Raw genomic sequence first — 18,662 nt, 5'->3', positions numbered from 1 at the left:
GACGTCATTATATATGGTTATGACGCTGATGGATACAAGGGCAGTGACCGGATATTCGCAGGCATAAAAACTCAACAAGACGTGTTAAAATAGTCCTTACCTTATTAAATTTACTCGTTTTTTCTGCTTCTTAATCTGATTGCTGTTATCCGTTTTCACTAAAACCGCGTTAAAGGTGATGGATTGCTATTGAGATGATCGTTTGATGCCCTTGTCATGCTTGCAAGCAGCACGCCATAAAGCACATAGCTGTAGCACATACTCATCGATCTATAGTCAGTTGAAAATAAAACAGTGATATAAATTTAAACGCGCTACTAGCACAAATTTTACTTGCTTGCTGTGCCGTTGCTGACAGAGGCCGCATAAAATTCATCCTAGTAGCGCTATAACACTTTTGAAGTGCATCGACTATACCCATTTAACTAGGATCTAACGCCACCAGTCAACGTTGATTTTATAAATCGGTAACTCTTGACCCTTTACTCTTCTTTTTCATTTATCCACTAGATTTTCATTTATCCAACGTCGGATAAACCAAATAACCCATTAAAAATATCTATTTAAACATTATAAGAGATACTGCATGACCGCTAAGCCATTTGCTCAAAACCCTACTGTCTCAAAATCTGCGCCATCAGAATACGTATCATCAAAAAAACCTGCCGCTGACCCATCACTCTCGGAACGACTGGTCATAGGCGATGCCGTTTATCACTTAGCAGATCACACACCGATGATGGTGCAGTATCTGACTATGAAGGCCAACTATCCACAAGCACTACTGCTCTACCGGATGGGCGACTTTTATGAGCTATTTTTTGATGATGCCAAGCGTGCAGCACAGATATTAGACATTACTTTGACTCGGCGCGGGACGGATAAAGCAGGTAATACGATTGCAATGGCAGGTGTGCCTTTTCATGCAGCTGACAGTTATATGGCACGTCTGATTGCGGCCGGACAAACAGTCGTGGTTTGCGAACAAATCGATGAATCGGCGAATAATAATACCGATGACACGGACTCCTCTCTTCCTAATATCGGCAATAAGCAGAAAAAAGACAAAAGCAAATCAGCTGCTGGCAGTATTATGCGCCGTGAAGTGGTCAAAACGCTGACCGCAGGAACGATTACCGATGATGCTTTGATTGCACCCAATCACACACCTACCGTCGTCGCTATAGATATCTCTATTCCGACTTCAAAAGTAAGCAGTAAGCAGCCTTTGCAAGCTGCCATCAGTCAAATGGATTTGGCAGCTGGCACACTCACCACACAAACATTGAATGCGCAAAACGATGACAGTGAAGGGTTACGGACCCAAATGCTAACGGTGTTGGCACGCTTTGCGCCTAGTGAGTGTATTATCAGTGAAGCTCTAAACGAGAACGCGGGGGAAGACTGGATGCTGTGGTTACGCCAACATCTTGACTGCCCTATTATAGAAGTGGCAGCAAATGACTTTCATCGTGAGCATGCGACTGCGACGCTGTGTCAGCAATTTGACGTACAGCGCCTTGATGGGCTCGGTATTAGTGATGCGCCCCTTAGTCAAGCCAGCTGTGCCGCCCTCATTCATTATGCGCGGCAAACCCAGCAACGTCATGTGCCGCAAGTAAATCAGCTGATCGTTGAACACAGCGGCGACTATTTGATTATCGATGCCAATAGTCAACAAAACCTTGAATTGTTTGCGCCTGTTAGCAGTAACGGCACATCATTAATATCGGTGCTCAATCATTGCCAAACGCCGATGGGACGACGCCTACTCGTACAGCAAATGAAGCGACCGCTTCGTCAACATACGCGTATCAATTTGCGTTTGGATGCGATAGCAAGACTGTTAAAAACAGATAGTCAATCTGACCATATTGAGCGGCCTGAGCAGTCTGAGCAAAAAAAGACAGACCTAAAAATGGCAGACAAATCTCTCGTAATGAATTTGCGAGAGACGTTACATGCCATTGGCGATATTGAGCGTATCAGTAGTCGTATCGGTCTAATGAGCGCCAAACCCCGAGATTTACGAAAGCTGGCCGATGGTATTGCCAGTAGCGCCCATCTCACCACCCTACTGAAAAATTCTAGAATCAACAGCGACGATGCAGGTTTATTGTCAATGCTGATGCAACAACTACCCGCTCAGTTACCAGCGATACAGTCTGTCGCCAAATTGATTGAGCGTGCCATTGTCATAGAGCCGCCTGCTCATATCCGTGATGGCGGTATGATAGCAGCAGGGTACGATGAAGAATTTGATCGTTTGACGCACCTGCATGACAACATTCAAGTCACTCTTGACGACATGGTAGAGCGCGCGCGGCAAGAAAATCAACTACCCAGCCTCAAAGTTGGCTTTAATAAAGTGAGTGGTTTTTATTTTGAACTGCCCAAAATGCAGGCAAAAAATGCGCCTGCTCACTTTATCCGTCGGCAAACGCTCAAAAGTAGCGAGCGCTTTATCACTGATGAGTTAAAAGACGTTGAGACCGAATATCTGAGTGCGCAAACCTTGGCATTAACGCGTGAAAAGCAGCTGTATCAAACGCTGTTGACCACACTCAGTAGCCACTTAGCGGAGTTGCAACAGCTCAGTGCTGCCATTGCACAAATAGATGTGCTGAGCAATTGGGCACAGCTTGCGGTCACTTATAACTGGCAGCGTCCGGTCATGAGTGACAATTGTGACAGCCTTAAGTTAAACCATACTTCAAGCACTAACAGTCAAACCAGTATTTATATTAACCAAGGCCGTCATGTCGTGGTCGAAGCTGCATTAAATCCTGCGAATACTGATAATAAAAAAGCCAGTAGTAACGCTAGCAGTCATTTTGTCGCCAATGATTGCGTATTGGGCAGCAACACAAATCCTGAAAGACTTCTGATGATTACTGGCCCCAATATGGGTGGCAAATCAACCTATATGCGTCAAACGGCATTGATTGTCTTACTCGCGCATTGCGGCAGCTTTGTGCCAGCAGCGCAAGCTTACATCGGTGATATCGATCGCATTTTTACGCGTATTGGTTCAGCCGATGATTTGGCTGGTGGCAAATCTACCTTTATGGTTGAGATGATAGAAACGGCCAATATCTTAAATCAAGCAACAGATAAGTCGCTGGTGCTGATGGATGAAGTCGGACGCGGTACCGCAACTACTGACGGGATGGCTATCGCCCACGCTTGTGTCAACAGGCTAGTAGAAATTGGTTGCCTGACATTATTTGCCACCCACTACTTTGAGTTGACACAATTAGCAAAGGATACGGAAGACAATCATGCTAGCATCCGTAACGTGCATGTGGCCGCCAGCGAAGTCGATGGTCAACTACTGCTCCTCCATCAAATCAGAGAAGGTGCGGCAAGCTCTAGCTTTGGATTGCATGTGGCTAAGATGGCGGGTATTCCGACTCAGGTACTCAATGACGCCAAGCGTTACTTGGTAGAAAACTTAAATACAGACCATACAAAAATAGATCATGCCAAAGCCATTGATGACAAAAATGACTTAGCTAAGTCAGTAACGGATACAAGCCTAAAGGTGAATCATTATGAGACAGAAACTCTTGATATGAACCACAGTAGTAACAATCAAAATACGACTAACATTCCTAAACAAAATCAGTTATTTAGCTTACAAGATGAGCTGAGTGCGACTGATCCTGACAGTTTAACGCCCAAACAGGCACATGATTTGCTGTATCACCTCAAAAAAATCATTAGTCATTAAAGGGAATTGTCAAATAGTGGTAAAGGCGCTAAAATACGCCTTATTTTCGACTATTCTATTTAGCCAAAAGCCAAATCAATAACAGGTAGACATTACTATGACCTTTGTCGTTACAGATAACTGCATTCTTTGCAAATACACCGACTGTGTAGAAGTCTGTCCTGTGGACTGCTTTTATGAAGGTCCAAACTTCCTTGTCATTGACCCTGATGAGTGCATCGACTGCGCGCTATGCGAGCCTGAATGTCCGGCTAATGCTATCTTCTCAGAAGATGAAGTGCCAAAAGGACAAGAGATGTTTACTCAACTCAACGAAGAGCTGGCACAAAAGTGGCCAAACATCACTGAGATGAAAGGTCAAATGCCAGAAGCTGAAAAGTGGGATGGTGTGGAAGGTAAGATTCAGTATTTAGAGAAGTAAGTAAATTTGGAAGTAGCCATATTCAAAATCAAACCCTATACCATTCAGTGGTATAGGGTTTAATTTTGAACTGCTTTATACTTATTGATCACGTAGCAGTTTAGAGTAAACTATACCTCTTACCTTATTAGGTAATAGCCTTACAGGTATTCTTAACGTCAAATTTTTACTCAACTGAAAAAGAGAAATAAATCCTATATCAAAAAAATTTATTTGCATACGTATTTCTTGTTTCAAATAATTTAACCCTCCACGCCTATCATACATTCTTTCTCCAGCACGAGCATAAACTAGAACTTCATCCATATTTGCAAGTTTACAGCCTTTTAACAACATTCTCACCCATAAATCGTAATCCTCATAGTATGGGGCATTTTGATAATTTCCTGCTGCTATAACAGCTGACTTCCTAAACATAACTGTCATATGATTCATAGGATTACGTGATTTGGCATAACTATAGATATCATCGTTAATAATAGGAACACGTTTTCTTTTCATTTTTTGTTCATAAGGATCCTGATTAAACTCAACGATTTGCCCGCCTAGTACATCAATATTAGGATTATTTTCTATAAAATTTATCTGCTTCTCAAATCTAATTAAGTCACAGATGTCGTCAGCATCGAATCGAGCAATCCATTCGTATTGACAATATCTAATACCTAATTGTAACGCAATACCTAGACCCATATTGCTATCTAACCGAATCAAGTTCAACGCCAGCTTAGTCTTATATCTGACGATCACTTGTTCTAGCTCGTCAGTTAGTAATCCATCGCAGACTAAGACAACCTCAGTTGGCTTTATTGTATTCGAGTTCACACTTTGTAAAGCCTGTTCAAAAAATCGAGGCACATCATTTTTATACACTGACATTAGTACTGAAAACTTCATAGAAATTCCGATTACATATGCGTTAATATTCAGTTTTCATGTTAATGATTATTAACTTAGTACTCTATTAATAGCGATTAGCATACCACCACTTTCATGTGGGTTCTGCACACTGATGGCAAAATTCTTTTCTAAAGCTTCTATTAGCAATAAATGACCATTATCTATATCGAAATTGTGGTATTCAATAAACATAACTTCTACTTTTTGATTGATAAAGTTCAGATCATATTTAATAACATCATACTCACCTCCTTCAATATCGATCTTTAAGAGATTAATTCTATTAATATTATTCAATTCACAAAAAGTCGAAAGCCTTGTAGTTGTCACTTCAATTGAGCGATCACTTTTAGTATTTAACTTAAAGGAATCAAATGCTCCTGAAATATCAAATGATGCCGTCCCATTTCGTCCTGCTACTGCTTTCTGTATTATATGATAATTTTCTATGTTGTTTCTGTTGAAATTCGACAAAGTAAGAGCAGCATTATCAGGATAAGGTTCAAAAGCATAAATGATAGGTTTTAGCGATTTATTGATTTGATGAGCATAAATACTAAATGAACCGATATTCGCGCCAATATCTACTATGATAGGACTGGTTGTGCTCTTCAATTTACAGTATTGTTCAGGGTACTCTATACCTGATAAAACTACGATAGCTTCGTTAATATCAGTGCTTTTTGTACGACATTCAATCACTTCACCACTACGAAACTGATATAGAATATTTTTTCCACCGATAGCTTTATCTTTGAGCAACATTGGCCAATTTTTTAAATACGTTATTAAAATTAAAAATTTACCAACTGATTTTTTTGGCTTATTCATTTTATTACTCATTCATACGCAATTTGAATAAAACTATTTTTTTATCTTACCAATAGTGGAAATATAGATAATAATTCTAGCTAAGTTTACGAACCTAGAGTCTAATAACCATGCTTTATAGATATTTTTTATATAACTACTATTTTTAGCAGTCTGTATAAAAATGGAAGAATCAACAATCCTATTTATCTTCCTAAGTGATTGTAAATTATTTTTATCAAAATCTATGGCGAACGATCTCTCTAACTCTTCGAAATAAGACTTGGAAACCCTTAGTTTTTCTATTACTTGTTGAGGCGGCATTTCTCTTTGAGTAACCGATCTTTTATGAACTCTATAAACATACATTTCTTTATTAATAGTTAACGCCGTTTTACAGTATATAGCCACGCAAAATAGGAAGTAGCAGTCTTCGTAAAGTTCTATTCTGATATCTTTGTAGCTTATGATACTTAATGCTTGCTTAGCTACCATAGTTCTAATTAACTTACCACCCATATAACCTGCTATAGCATTGTTATTGAGAAACATAGTTTTAGAAATACTTGAACCGATTTCATAGTATGGTAAATATGGCTTTGTTTTGAATAGTGACTTTTGGCCTATAAGTTTTACGTCAAAGAAGACAATATCATAGCTTTTTTTTCTCACTAATCTTATTAAGTGTTCAATAGCTCCTTCTACTAAGTAATCGTCAGCATCTAGAAATATTACATATTCTCCCCTAACATGAACCAATCCATTATTCCTAGCTGAAAATACTCCTTGGTTATCTTGATTTAGGAATTGAATATTATTATATGAATGATAGTATTCAATTGCGATTTCTTTTGAACCATCGTCAGAACCATCATTAACTAAAATAATTTCAATAGTATTTTCTAGTTTTTTAGAGATAAGACTATCTAAACATTTTCTGAGGTAAGGCTGAGCATTGAAAATAGGTATTACTATAGAAATAATTATAGGCATATTTAACGTACTCAGTATTAGCCATAAATTCGAGTAAACAAGATTTTTTCATTTTTCTATAAAAAGAAAAAATCTACAAGCGACTCTATGGACAATTTTTCTTCCACACTCTACTTTTATCTATAAAAAATTTAAATTTATTGGTAAGGTATACTGATTTTTCTTTACCCAAATATGCTATCAAGTTGGTTTTGCATATGTATTTAGCTTTTCCTATTATACGTATACCATAAGGTGCCTTTAGTCCTAGGAACTCTCTCGCATATTTCATTTCAGTATAAATTATAGGGTAACTCTCGTAACGATCTGATACACCACCAGCAACAAACTTATCTATGATAATGTTCATAAATAACATTTCATTGTTAGTTTGAAGTACTTCTAGAATAAAGAGACTATCTGCTGATATCTTAAAATTACTATCAAAATCGTATCTTTCGAATAAGCAACGATGATGGTAGATCGATGGATGATCAGGAATTTCAGGGCGAACGTAGGTACTCCACTTCCCACGATACTTCTCCCAAGGTCCACCCGAAACACAAAGCTCTTTTCTTTCTTTTTCACTGATGTGCATGACTTGACCATAGGCTAATTCATACTTTGGATAAGCATCTTTTAAATAATTGGCGACTTTTTCTAGAGTATGTTTCTCATATAGCTCATCGCCTGCACCGATAAACTGCACCCAGTCCCCTTTTATATATTCTAGTGCTTTATTCCAAGCATCGTAAATACCTGTATCTGGCTCACTAAACCAATAGTCGATAATATCATCATGCTCTTTGAGTATTTCGATCGTACCATCAGTTGAATTTCCATCAACTATTATCCACTGTAGATTCGGATAACTCTGATTTCTAATCGAATCTATCGTCCAATGTAAATCCGAGGCAACATTATAGGTTGAGGTGATGATAGTAATGATGGGCTGCTCATTATATTTGCGTACCTCATCCCAATCTCTTTGCCTTCCGCCCTCTAACCTTTGAACACTCATTTTACTCTCTAATCTCATCAGATTGACAGAACCATTCATAAGTACGTTTAATGCCTTGCTCCAATGATAGCTGTGGTTGCCATCCAAGATCTGCTAATAAGCGACTGTCTAATAGCTTGCGCGGCGTACCATCAGGTTTTGACTCATCAAAGACGATTCGCCCTTGATAACCAACAGTTTTACTAATAAGTAACGCAAGTTCCTTGACACTGATGTCTGAGCCATAGCCAATATTAATGTGAGAACACATAGGCATCACCACTTGTTCCCATATAGCTTTATCCGTATTTATAGCATGAATACAGGCTGATGCCATATCATCAACATGTAAAAACTCACGTTTCGCTACACCGCTTCCCCAAACAATAACTTCAGGCGCATTGTCTTGTAGGGCTTCGTGGAATCGACGCAGCAATGCAGGTAGTACATGGCTATTCTCAGGATGAAAATTATCGTCTTGACCATACAGGTTGGTCGGCATCACGCTCCGAAAGTCTGTACCATACTGTCTATTATAGCTTTCACACATCTTTATCCCTGCTATCTTTGCAATAGCATAAGGCTCATTAGTCGGTTCTAGTTGTCCTGATAATAAAGAGTCTTCGGTCATTGGTTGATCTGCATTCTTCGGATAAATACAACTAGAGCCCAAGAATAATAACCTTTTAACTTTACCTTGGTGAGCCGCATGAATAATATTGCTCTGAATCATTAAGTTATCGTAGATAAAATCTGCAGGATAGCTGTTGTTGGCTTGAATACCACCCACTTTTGCTGCCGCTAAAAATACATAATCCGGCTGATGCGTAGCAAAAAATTCCGTTACTTGCTGCTGTGACATCAAATCTAACGCTCTACGATCTGCGGTAAGTAAGTTACTATAGCCTCGCTTAACTAATAGGCGAACGATAGCCCTACCCACCATACCTCGATGACCAGCGACATAAATCTTATCTTCATATTGCATAGGCATTAATTGCGCACCTTTATATTTGTTCTTTGTATATATCAGTCTTCATGCATAAGTGGCAATGAATAACCATTGGCTAACAATAAAGCATGTCGCTTAGCGATTAATAAATCATGGTTAACCATTTCTTGGCACATCTCTTGCGCTGTGATTTCTGGCTCCCAATCAAGTTGTGCTTTGGCTTTACTCGGATCGCCTAGTAAGGTTTCAACCTCGGTGGGTCTGAAATATCGAGGATCTACTTGGATAATGACATCACCTACTTTGACAGCCAGTGCTGGATCAGATGACACCTGAGTAACTATACCTTTTTCTTCTACGCCTTTGCCCTCAAACGCAATAGTAATCCCTAAAGCAGTAGCTGACCACTGTACAAACTCACGCACGCTATATTGCTTACCAGTAGCGATAACATAATCGTCTGGCTTATCTTGCTGTAGCATCAACCACTGCATTTTTACATAGTCCTTAGCATGGCCCCAATCTCGTAGAGCATCCATATTACCTAAGTATAAGCACTGCTCCAAACCTTGAGAGATATTGGCTAGGCCACGAGTGATCTTACGGGTAACGAAGGTCTCACCGCGGCGTGGCGACTCATGGTTAAATAAAATGCCATTGCAGGCGTACATGCCATAAGCTTCACGATAGTTTACCGTCATCCAATAAGCATAAAGTTTCGCTACTGCATAAGGAGAACGAGGATAGAATGGTGTAGTCTCCGATTGCGGCGATTCTTGTACCAGTCCGTAGAGCTCTGAGGTAGACGCTTGATAAAATCGAGTCTTCTTCTCTAGCCCTAATAGTCTAATGGCTTCTAGCAATCGTAGCGTGCCTATCGCATCAACATCAGCAGTGTACTCTGGCGATTCAAAGCTAACTGCAACATGGGACTGGGCACCTAAGTTATAGACTTCGTCTGGCTGTATCTCTTGAATGATGCGAGTTAAATTAGAGGAATCGGTCAGATCACCATAGTGCAATATTAGGTTTTGGTGTTCAACATGTGGGTCTTGGTAAATATGATCGATACGCTGGGTATTAAATGATGAAGCACGGCGCTTGATACCATGAACCTCATAGCCTTTTTCTAGTAATAGCTCTGCGAGATAAGAGCCATCTTGTCCTGTGATACCAGTGATGAGGGCTTTTTTCATATTAATTAATCCTATCTTCATTAGTCACAAAATTCACCAATACTGCTTTTCAATCATTTTTTCAATTATTTGAGGTAACATAACCTTAGCACGCCAGCCTAGTTTATTATTTATCTTATTGGGATTGGCCTGACTAAAAATGATATCTGAAGGACGATAAAATTCATTTGATTGAACAATATGGTTTTGCCACTCTAATCCAAAACTTTGAAAAGCTATACTAATAAATTCCTCTAAAGAGTGACTGTGTCCTGTTGCCACTATAAAATCATCTGGTTCATTTTGTTGAAGCATTAGCCACATGGCTTCTATATACTCTGGAGCCCAGCCCCAATCCCTATTAATATCTATGCGACCTAAAGTAAGTCTATCAATTTTACCTTCGGAGATTGCTCTAGCACTTTCAATTATCTTTTGAGTTACAAACCTTTTAGGTCTTAAAGGAGATTCATGATTGAACAAGATTCCTGTGCAAGCGTAAAGACCATATGATTTACGATAGTTGTCTACTAACCAATATGCTGATGCTTTAGCAACTGCATAAGGAGAGCTTGGTTTGAAAGGAAAGCTTTCGTCAGCTATGTTTTTGCCGACATCTCCGTAGCATTCGCTTGAACCTGCTTGATATAGACGTACGGGTTTCGCGCTCATCCGACAAGCTTCTAAGATGTTTAAAGTACCTAATACTATACTTTGTATAGTTTCAGAAGGGAGCTCAAATGACAAACCAACGGATGACTGGCCAGCTAAATAATATATTTCGTCAGGCTCTACATGATTTATAGTAGTCAATACACTTCTAAAATCCAAAGGATCCATCGTAACAAGCTTTGTTTTATTGACTATATTTAATCTAATTAAGTTAGTATTATTAGAGTTTGTGGCATCTCTTGATGTACCCCAAACTCTATAACCTTTACTGAGCAAAAATTGAGCTAAATAACTTCCGTCTTGTCCTGTCATCCCGCAAATAAGTGCTACTTTTTGGCTCATAATATAGACCTATATACTTTCAAAGTATTAGCAGCACATTTTTCCCATGAGAAATTCTTCGTACGTTCTAATCCGGCTAATACTAGGTTATCTCTAATAGAACAATCATATATTGCTTTTTCCATAGTACAATTCATATCTTCAATATCTAAAGGCGAGAATTTCAATGCAGCGTTACCTACTACTTCTGGGATAGAGCTAGTGTTGCTACATATGACTGGACAGCCGTGATCCATTGCTTCAAGAGGGGGTAAGCCAAAACCTTCATACAGTGAAGGATAAACAAAAAGTGTGGCTTTACTATATAGAATTGATAAGATATCATCCCCACCTTGAATATTTTTGACTTGGTCTTCATGAAATCCTAATTCAGAAATATATCTTTTTTCATCTAGAGAAAACTTACCTCCGCCAAACGCAACAATGTCGAAGTCTTTCACTAGTCTCTTGGAGATAGATACAGCTTTTAAAAACTTTAAGAAATTTTTATATCCACCTCGATGCCCTACAAACAGCAAAAAAGGTCTGTCAAGATTATCTATATTTCCATCCTCAATAAAATTTGATTTTATATTTCGTAAAGAATGATAGCCTAGATAAGTGACTGAAACATTTGATTCTGGAATATCATAGATCTTGAGTAGATCTTTTTTGGTGGATTCGGAAATACAAATAACATGATCTGCCTGCTTGATAGTAATGCTCTTTAAATCAGCAGTATTGTCTTTAGCTGAAAAATCATCAGGAAACAATTCGTGAATCATGTCATAGACGGTGATTACATTGATAGATTTTTTAAGCTTGTTTTTATTGTTGTAGTAAGTACGATGTACGATATCTGGTCTTTTTATATTGAAGTAACTATCTGCTAAGACATTATTTGTGTTCAGAAATATACTTGCCGTTTTCGGTAAGTAAGTTATCTGCTTACCTATTACGAAGCTAGCGTCATACTTTTTGATGTACTCATTTCTATGGAGTCCAGCAAATATCTTCGTGTCTATGCTCTTGTCATACAGTTGTGACGCTAGTTCAGTATAATATCTCGATATTCCGCCATATTTCTGCAAATTAAATATTTGATTGTCATAAGCTATTTTCATCTAAGTAGTCCGTTTATTATCTGACGATCTGCTGATGATCTGCAAATGTTTTAGAAGTCATCAAAAACCTACTAATTACCTTAGATAGACCATAATTTGAGAGTCTGGATAATTTTAGCTTGGTAGAAGATATATGATTACGAGTCAGAATATGAATAAATCCATCTGAATAGAATTTCAAACTGTATTTTTTAGCTATGTATTCTAAGGTCTGTCTAGAATAGAAGGAAATGTGTTGACCATGATCTAATCCAAAATACCACCATTCTGTAGGTGAAGGATTATTATCTGGATAAAGCTCCGTTGTAAATACTATAGTATTAGATATTCTTAATAGATTTTCTATCTCTTCTATTGGGTTAACAAAGTGTTCAAAGACTTCAAAAGCTGTAACGGCTTTGATATTACTTTTTTCATCCCATTCAAAACCTTGAGCAAAAATATTCTCTGTATACTTATCCTCCCAATAAAAATCAAAGCCAACATCTCTCATCATTCTTACTAGAACGCCATAACCTGCAGCATAATCAAGATATTTTTCATCTTTATTAAATAAAAAATAAAGTAATAATGTAAGCTTTTTAGATATTAATAAATTTCTAGATATATAACCTGTATCGCTTATATTTATTGGTTGACTGTAAGCTTCATCTAGCCAATAAGGTTCTTCAGTTTGTACATACCTACATTTGGGACAAAAATAATACTTAATCGTATATTTATTAAGGATAAATCCTTTAAATTTTTCGATTAAAACGGCTCTACAAATTTTACATTTAGTCATTTAGTATCAGTTCCAATGATTTTTTTAGATTCATTAAGTAATTACTATGACTATTATTTATCTTAAAGTATTCTAAATTATTTCTTTGCATAGTTATTATATCTTCATTACTCAAATCCATGGTTTTCTTGATAACTTTATCAATTTCATTATAACTAAAACCATTTATAATAATACCATTTTCCAAGTTAATACTAGTTTCTTTAGTTGCAATAGGAATTAATGCGCCGTTTATTATAGTTGTTACTAAACTTGGACACCCTCCTTCTGAACAAGATGGAAATATAGAAAAGCTACATTTTTTTAAAATATTTTCAAATTTATTCGTCGTGATATCAACAAAACCATGAACGTAAATATTCTTTGATTCTAATAGTTCTTTGCTATACAACTCTATAAACTCTTTCTCATGAAATATATCACCACATATATGTAAGTTGAGATGGCTGTTTTTGGAAAAATAGTCTAGTAGTAAATCTAGTCCTTTATGTATCAACCCTAAACTTCCAAACCATAAGTAATTTCTATTGGCGTCTGGCTCTCTTTTCTTAAAGATTTCTATAGCATTTTGAGTTGTATAACATGGTACAGGAATAGAGTGAACAACCCCTGTATAATGCTTTCTATAAGTTGAAGCGCATTCCTCGTTACCTAAAGCAATAATCCCGTCAACTAGTGTTGTCTGATATGACCAAGCATTATCAACATATCTAACTGATTTTGTAATCCATTTTCCTTTCTTATTATAAACATCTTTCAAACGTCCAAGAGTAGCTGTATTTTGATGACAAACATGCATACCAGTGCCGTAGTATATAGTTTTAATGTCTTTGGTAGAGTTTTCAAAGTAGAATTGAAATATATCACCAAAACCTAGGATTACATCATAGTCATTTATATTACTTATACTACTAGTTGTGTACTCAACAATATCTACTATGTAGCCTAAATCATCCATTGATTTCGCTAAAGCTATAGCTTCGTAATAATTAGTATGAGAAAAACTCTGTTTTCTAAACGGATGAGTGATATAAGATATTAATACCTTTCTATGATAAGCTTTATTATAGTAGTTACTTATTGGTCTTTTTCGCCATAGATTCACTAAATATATTAATTTTTCTCTAAAGGTATTTTTTAGCATTTTGAATAAACTCCAAAGTAAAGATTATTTTTATAATTTTCCTCATACTCAAATCGAAGGTAGAAAACAGCAGCATAGTGATTAATAAAGCTATTATTATTGAAACTGAAGCTCCATAAGCTCCATATTTAGGAATCAAAATTATATTAAATATAATGTTTAATATCGCTGTTAGACTATGAAAATATAATATTGAATATTCTTTGCCTTGTATAATTTTAGAATAGTTCCAAGATGAGTTTAAATATATAAATACGTTGACCCATATTAGAATAACTATTATATTTGCAGCTCCTTTGTACTGAATTCCATAAGTTAGTGATACAATGTATTTGGAAAAAATCGTAGTAAGTAGCGCGATAGTGAAGGCTATCCAAAATAGAAAAGATGTCACTAAGCCCAATCTGCTATCATAATTTATTGGATCGTTTTTAACATTAATGAGTGCTGGTGCTAAAGAACTAAGTAATAGTCCAGGTAGGAAATACCAGAGATTAGTTAGTCTATAAGCAGCAGAATATAATCCAACCTGTTTTTCACTGGTGAATTGCTTCAACATTATTATGTCTATATTCGAGAAAGTTACGAAGCATAGCCCACCTATTAGCAAAGGCCAAGAGTCTCTTAACAACCGCTTCGCCACTACCTTATCAAATCGCCAATCTCGCAACGAATGATGCGTCTTTTGCCAATAGAAGTAAATCAAACCTAGCGATAGAACAATGGCATCAAATACTCCGACTATAGCAAAAGTTAACAACGATGCTTGATTTAGTATTAGAACGATTTTGACGATACTCGATATTGCCAAAGTTATCGTATTAGCAAAAGCAACATACTTCGATAGCACAGACGATTGATAATAGAAGTCGATGACATTGAAGCTTTGAAATATCGTACCGCTAGCAATGATAAAGATAATCAGATTGGTATAGCTATCATTACTAGTGAACTGCACACCGAACCATAATAGCGGCAATATACAAATAGATCCAACTAGCTTTAAGACAAATGCTGTCCCTAATAATACGTTTCGCTGAGCATTATTTTTTACCAGCTCTCTGACAACGATACTGTCGAGGCCGAGTGTCGCAATAGCCGTAAATAAGAACACAAAACTCTGCGCGTAGCTGAGGAGTCCAAACTGTTCAGGTCCCAGGTAACGTGCCACCCAAATTACTACGAATAGACCCATAAACATACGCAAGACTTTTTCGCCCATCAGCCATGCTGTATTAGCGCCATAGCGCTTGATACCTTCATGCCCTAGGAGCTGGGCTTTCAGTAGTAGTAACCTATTCCACATTAGTAACTGTTACTCACGGCCGTATTCATCATCTAATCTAACGATATCGTCTTCTTCTAAATAACTTCCCGACTGTACCTCTATCATCTCTAAGGGAATATTACCTGGATTGGACAGGCGATGAACTGCACCTAGTGGAATATAAGTAGATTGGTTTTCACTCAGTAGCATGGTTTTGTCATCGCATAATACCTGTGCTGTTCCCTTCACCACGACCCAATGCTCAGCACGGTGATGATGTTTCTGCAAGCTCAAGCTTGCTTTTGGCTGGACGCAAATGCGCTTTACCTTAAAGCGTTCACACTCATCGATACTTTGATACCAGCCCCATGGTCTATGCACTTTTTGATGAGTAGTGACCTCTACTCGCTTATCTTTTTTAAGCCGGTTGACGATCTCTTTAACCTCTTGGCTATGCGACTTATGGGCGATTAATAACGCGTCATCAGTATCGACAATAATTAAATCATTTACCCCTAATAGACTGACTAAGCGCTGCTCTGCATGTACATAGCAATTCGTAGTGTCTATACCTAATACATCCCCTAGCCAAACATTGTCATGCGTATCGGCATTATCAATCTTTTGGTAATCACTAACGGCTTGCCAAGTGCCCAAATCACTCCATCCTGTAGACAATTCAAACATGCCTAGCTCGTAGTTGTTCTCTGCATCTGTAGTGCAAGGCTCTATTACTGCATAGTCGATAGAGTTACTGGGTACTGCTTTGAACAAATCAGCATTGGGCCTAATAAAAGGCGTATCTAACTTTTTATTATGCCAAGCGGCAGTAACACCCTCAAAAATACTGTTATCAAATTTCTCAATAGCAGTTAGCCAAAACTGATCTTTTATAATAAAAATGCCGCTGTTCCAATAAAAATTGGACTGTACGATATAGTCTTGTGCCACAGAGAGGTTAGGCTTTTCGACAAACTTAGCAATTTTATGATAGCTAAACTCGGTATTATTAGTTTTACATTTAATATAGCCGTAGCCAGTCTCAGGATAAGTAGGCTTCACGCCCAGTGTAGCTATCGCAATATCATCATCGGCTACCGCAGTAATGGCATCGGCCAAAGTCATGCAGAAGTCATTGTCATCATTGATAGCATGATCGGCAGGTAAGACGACCATTACTACATCCTCGTATAGGGCACTAATATGTAAAGCAGCCAGCGTCAAAGAGGGCGCAGTGTTCTTACCCGTAGGTTCTAAAATAATTTGACCTGTGTGATCAATCTGGTGCAACTGATCCAAAACTAAAAATCGATGCGCTTCATTAGTCACAATAATTGGTTTTTCTAGCGTTAAGTTACTCTGACTCAAAAAATCCAGTCTTAATATAGTCTGTTGAAATAAAGAGTACTCACCCGTTAATTTTAGAAACTGTTTAGGATAGCTTTCACGCGATAGTGGCCATAGGCGCGTGCCCGAGCCCCCACATAGAATGATGGGCACGATAACGGTCTTATTTTTGTTATGACTCATGATTACCTCGCCCCGAACCCAGTGATCATTGTTTGAATGGTCTTAATCACGATCAACAAATCTAATGTCAGTGAGAAGTTTTTAATATAAAAAAAATCATGCTCCAGCTTTACCTTTGTCTCGTCCTCATTACTTACATAGCCATGCATCACTTGCGCCCATCCTGATATGCCAGGTTTGATAATATGGCGATAGCGATAGAAAGGAATAGTTTCATTAAATCGCCTGACAAAGTCTAACTGCTCCGGCCTTGGGCCAATAAGACTCATCTCACCTTTCAATACATTGATAAATTGTGGCAATTCATCTAAGCGTGTTTTTCTAATATAGCTGCCGAACTTTGTCACTCGCATATCGGCATCAGTAGCCATTTTGGCACCATCTTCCTCAGCATTGGGAATCATACTGCGAAATTTGTACATCGTGAATAGCTTTCCGCCCTGCCCTATGCGACACTGCTTAAATAGTATCGTACTATTACTATGACGACTTTCCCATTTGATGGCTATTCCTATTAGGATAGCTAGGGGAAGGGTAATAGGTATACTAAACAACACAACGATGGTATCCATCAGCCGTTTTACTAATAGATAACTAGGCGAAGGCAATAGTGAGCCAAGATTATTCTCATAGAGGTGTTTGATAGGTAAACGCCCTGTCAAAGACTCACTTACTTGTAGGATGTTATATACTGGTATGCCCTGTAAAGCAGACTCTGCCAGCAATTGCTCCCACCCTAAACACAAATCACTATCTGAAAGATCGACGACTACCGCATGAAAAGGCAAGTCTTGATGGCTTACTGGTTGGAAGTCTTTTGATAGCTGTACCCAAGTAACATCTTTGATATCTAATAAACTTTGATAACGTCCTATAGGTACATAACCTATCTTTACTCGGGTCACTGCCCGCAAAATCACTTGTGAGATAAAGCAGAATACCACGCCCAGCACACCACTGAATAATAGGTAATAAACGGAGTAAGGTAGCCGAAATATAAGCAAGATTAACCCTGCTAATAAACCGCTCGCCAATAGCGTTGGCAACACAGTTACCATAGATTTTTGGCCGGGAAATTGGGTCAAGCGCTCCAGTCCAATGAGACTAAAAACGATAGCGCCGCTACTTGCGATAATACTATTTATTTGAGTGATAAGAATATTATCAGTGACAATGAAATCCCAAAATAATAGTAAAGCTGGGATTATAGAAACAAGCAACCAGCCTACCAATATACGTATAACTAAATATTGCCATAAGTTTCGCTGCATAATCCTGTTATAGGCCTTTATTGGATGTAGTATACCGATTGCTTATAAACCAGCATCATTTTCGCAAGAACTAGGTAAGTAGACTGATTCGATACTACTAGTACAGTTCCATGAACCATTACTAGTTCGTAACCACTTTACCTTTTTACCTATCAGGACTGGTGTGACTTGATTAGAAACTGTTGCGGTGATACTGGTGATTGAGGTCAGCGGATTAGTAATTTGTGCTACACCCATATCATTAGGCAACATTAAACCCACTTGAGAGGCACCCATAATGAGATTAGAGGCTGATGCGCGGGGATCACAATCATTAGTACCTAATCCAATCACGTCCCTACCCGTTTGTAGACATTCTTCTACAGTCATACGCAACTGCCCTAACTCATTAATAATTCTGGTTGCCTGAGTCTTAGCAATGTATATCTGATATTGAGGAATAGCAATAGCAGCTAAAACACCGACAATAGCAACAACTATCATTAGTTCAATCAACGTAAATCCAGACTGACTAATATAGTGACATTTTTTAGTCGATAACATAGTGGTAGCCAAATTCGTGATCATATTTATACTATGCATACTC

Annotated in this window: 16 protein-coding genes; 2 read left to right on the top strand and 14 right to left on the bottom strand. The window is 37.9% G+C overall.

The features are described from left to right. Nucleotides 1-586: 586 nt before the first annotated feature. Nucleotides 587-3,733, top strand: a complete 3,147-nt coding sequence (mutS, locus tag ACT3TH_RS06275; RefSeq protein WP_444754988.1) for a DNA mismatch repair protein MutS — start codon at nucleotides 587-589, stop codon at nucleotides 3,731-3,733. 97 nt (nucleotides 3,734-3,830) lie between these two features. Next, nucleotides 3,831-4,154, top strand: coding sequence for a ferredoxin FdxA (fdxA, locus tag ACT3TH_RS06270; RefSeq protein ID WP_057758216.1), 324 nt, complete (start codon nucleotides 3,831-3,833; stop codon nucleotides 4,152-4,154). An 81-nt stretch (nucleotides 4,155-4,235) separates the two neighbouring features. Here the strand turns inward: fdxA and ACT3TH_RS06265 are convergent, their stop codons facing one another. The 14 genes from ACT3TH_RS06265 to ACT3TH_RS06200 all read right to left on the bottom strand — a co-directional run bounded on the left by ACT3TH_RS06265 (nucleotide 4,236) and on the right by ACT3TH_RS06200 (nucleotide 18,619). After that, nucleotides 4,236-5,051 carry a glycosyltransferase gene (locus tag ACT3TH_RS06265; protein WP_444754987.1) on the bottom strand — a complete coding sequence of 272 codons (816 nt, stop codon included), beginning with the start codon at nucleotides 5,049-5,051 and terminating at the stop codon, nucleotides 4,236-4,238. 51 nt (nucleotides 5,052-5,102) lie between these two features. Then, complete coding sequence (locus tag ACT3TH_RS06260; RefSeq protein ID WP_444754986.1) at nucleotides 5,103-5,885, bottom strand: FkbM family methyltransferase; 783 nt, start codon at nucleotides 5,883-5,885, stop codon at nucleotides 5,103-5,105. A 33-nt stretch (nucleotides 5,886-5,918) separates the two neighbouring features. Then, nucleotides 5,919-6,857: a glycosyltransferase family 2 protein gene (locus tag ACT3TH_RS06255; protein WP_444754985.1), complete on the bottom strand. Its 939-nt coding sequence runs from the start codon at nucleotides 6,855-6,857 to the stop codon at nucleotides 5,919-5,921. Between the two features lie 85 nt (nucleotides 6,858-6,942). Beyond that, complete coding sequence (locus ACT3TH_RS06250; RefSeq protein WP_444754984.1) at nucleotides 6,943-7,896, bottom strand: glycosyltransferase family 2 protein; 954 nt, start codon at nucleotides 7,894-7,896, stop codon at nucleotides 6,943-6,945. Further along, nucleotides 7,859-8,830, bottom strand: coding sequence for a GDP-L-fucose synthase (gene fcl / locus ACT3TH_RS06245; protein ID WP_444754983.1), 972 nt, complete (start codon nucleotides 8,828-8,830; stop codon nucleotides 7,859-7,861). The genes ACT3TH_RS06250 and fcl overlap by 38 nt, the downstream gene beginning before the upstream one ends. Before the next feature lie 35 nt (nucleotides 8,831-8,865). Next, a complete protein-coding gene (gmd, locus tag ACT3TH_RS06240; RefSeq protein WP_444754982.1) occupies nucleotides 8,866-9,984 on the bottom strand; it encodes a GDP-mannose 4,6-dehydratase in 1,119 nt (372 codons plus the stop codon). 33 nt (nucleotides 9,985-10,017) lie between these two features. After that, a complete protein-coding gene (locus ACT3TH_RS06235; RefSeq protein ID WP_444754981.1) occupies nucleotides 10,018-10,977 on the bottom strand; it encodes a GDP-mannose 4,6-dehydratase in 960 nt (319 codons plus the stop codon). After that, nucleotides 10,974-12,080, bottom strand: a complete 1,107-nt coding sequence (locus ACT3TH_RS06230) for a glycosyltransferase family 4 protein (RefSeq protein ID WP_444754980.1) — start codon at nucleotides 12,078-12,080, stop codon at nucleotides 10,974-10,976. Before ACT3TH_RS06230 ends, ACT3TH_RS06235 begins: the two co-directional genes overlap by 4 nt. 16 nt (nucleotides 12,081-12,096) lie before the next feature. After that, nucleotides 12,097-12,864, bottom strand: a complete 768-nt coding sequence (locus tag ACT3TH_RS06225) for a class I SAM-dependent methyltransferase (protein WP_444754979.1) — start codon at nucleotides 12,862-12,864, stop codon at nucleotides 12,097-12,099. Then, nucleotides 12,857-14,008: a glycosyltransferase gene (locus ACT3TH_RS06220; protein ID WP_444754978.1), complete on the bottom strand. Its 1,152-nt coding sequence runs from the start codon at nucleotides 14,006-14,008 to the stop codon at nucleotides 12,857-12,859. Before ACT3TH_RS06220 ends, ACT3TH_RS06225 begins: the two co-directional genes overlap by 8 nt. Beyond that, nucleotides 13,989-15,314, bottom strand: coding sequence for a flippase (locus tag ACT3TH_RS06215; RefSeq protein WP_444754977.1), 1,326 nt, complete (start codon nucleotides 15,312-15,314; stop codon nucleotides 13,989-13,991). The genes ACT3TH_RS06220 and ACT3TH_RS06215 overlap by 20 nt, the downstream gene beginning before the upstream one ends. Before the next feature lie 9 nt (nucleotides 15,315-15,323). After that, nucleotides 15,324-16,805 carry a mannose-1-phosphate guanylyltransferase/mannose-6-phosphate isomerase gene (locus ACT3TH_RS06210; RefSeq protein ID WP_444754976.1) on the bottom strand — a complete coding sequence of 494 codons (1,482 nt, stop codon included), beginning with the start codon at nucleotides 16,803-16,805 and terminating at the stop codon, nucleotides 15,324-15,326. 2 nt (nucleotides 16,806-16,807) lie between these two features. Then, complete coding sequence (locus ACT3TH_RS06205; protein ID WP_444754975.1) at nucleotides 16,808-18,076, bottom strand: sugar transferase; 1,269 nt, start codon at nucleotides 18,074-18,076, stop codon at nucleotides 16,808-16,810. A 42-nt stretch (nucleotides 18,077-18,118) separates the two neighbouring features. After that, a complete protein-coding gene (locus ACT3TH_RS06200) occupies nucleotides 18,119-18,619 on the bottom strand; it encodes a pilin (RefSeq protein WP_444754974.1) in 501 nt (166 codons plus the stop codon). Nucleotides 18,620-18,662 lie beyond the last annotated feature (43 nt).

The organism is Psychrobacter sp. AOP22-C1-C5 (assembly GCF_052378885.1).
Taxonomy (GTDB): domain Bacteria; phylum Pseudomonadota; class Gammaproteobacteria; order Pseudomonadales; family Moraxellaceae; genus Psychrobacter.
This window is presented reverse-complemented; position numbering and strand designations above follow the sequence as displayed.

Coding starts and splice junctions, on each gene's coding strand:
- ACT3TH_RS06265 (WP_444754987.1), bottom strand. CDS start 5,051: ATGAAGTTTTCAGTACTAATGTCAGTGTATAAAAATGATGTGCCTCGA.
- ACT3TH_RS06220 (WP_444754978.1), bottom strand. CDS start 14,008: ATGCTAAAAAATACCTTTAGAGAAAAATTAATATATTTAGTGAATCTA.
- ACT3TH_RS06215 (WP_444754977.1), bottom strand. CDS start 15,314: ATGTGGAATAGGTTACTACTACTGAAAGCCCAGCTCCTAGGGCATGAA.
- ACT3TH_RS06200 (WP_444754974.1), bottom strand. CDS start 18,619: ATGTTATCGACTAAAAAATGTCACTATATTAGTCAGTCTGGATTTACG.
- ACT3TH_RS06235 (WP_444754981.1), bottom strand. CDS start 10,977: ATGAGCCAAAAAGTAGCACTTATTTGCGGGATGACAGGACAAGACGGA.
- ACT3TH_RS06225 (WP_444754979.1), bottom strand. CDS start 12,864: ATGACTAAATGTAAAATTTGTAGAGCCGTTTTAATCGAAAAATTTAAA.
- gmd (WP_444754982.1), bottom strand. CDS start 9,984: ATGAAAAAAGCCCTCATCACTGGTATCACAGGACAAGATGGCTCTTAT.
- ACT3TH_RS06255 (WP_444754985.1), bottom strand. CDS start 6,857: ATGCCTATAATTATTTCTATAGTAATACCTATTTTCAATGCTCAGCCT.
- ACT3TH_RS06205 (WP_444754975.1), bottom strand. CDS start 18,076: ATGCAGCGAAACTTATGGCAATATTTAGTTATACGTATATTGGTAGGC.
- fdxA (WP_057758216.1), top strand. CDS start 3,831: ATGACCTTTGTCGTTACAGATAACTGCATTCTTTGCAAATACACCGAC.
- fcl (WP_444754983.1), bottom strand. CDS start 8,830: ATGCCTATGCAATATGAAGATAAGATTTATGTCGCTGGTCATCGAGGT.
- ACT3TH_RS06250 (WP_444754984.1), bottom strand. CDS start 7,896: ATGAATGGTTCTGTCAATCTGATGAGATTAGAGAGTAAAATGAGTGTT.
- ACT3TH_RS06230 (WP_444754980.1), bottom strand. CDS start 12,080: ATGAAAATAGCTTATGACAATCAAATATTTAATTTGCAGAAATATGGC.
- mutS (WP_444754988.1), top strand. CDS start 587: ATGACCGCTAAGCCATTTGCTCAAAACCCTACTGTCTCAAAATCTGCG.
- ACT3TH_RS06210 (WP_444754976.1), bottom strand. CDS start 16,805: ATGAGTCATAACAAAAATAAGACCGTTATCGTGCCCATCATTCTATGT.
- ACT3TH_RS06260 (WP_444754986.1), bottom strand. CDS start 5,885: ATGAATAAGCCAAAAAAATCAGTTGGTAAATTTTTAATTTTAATAACG.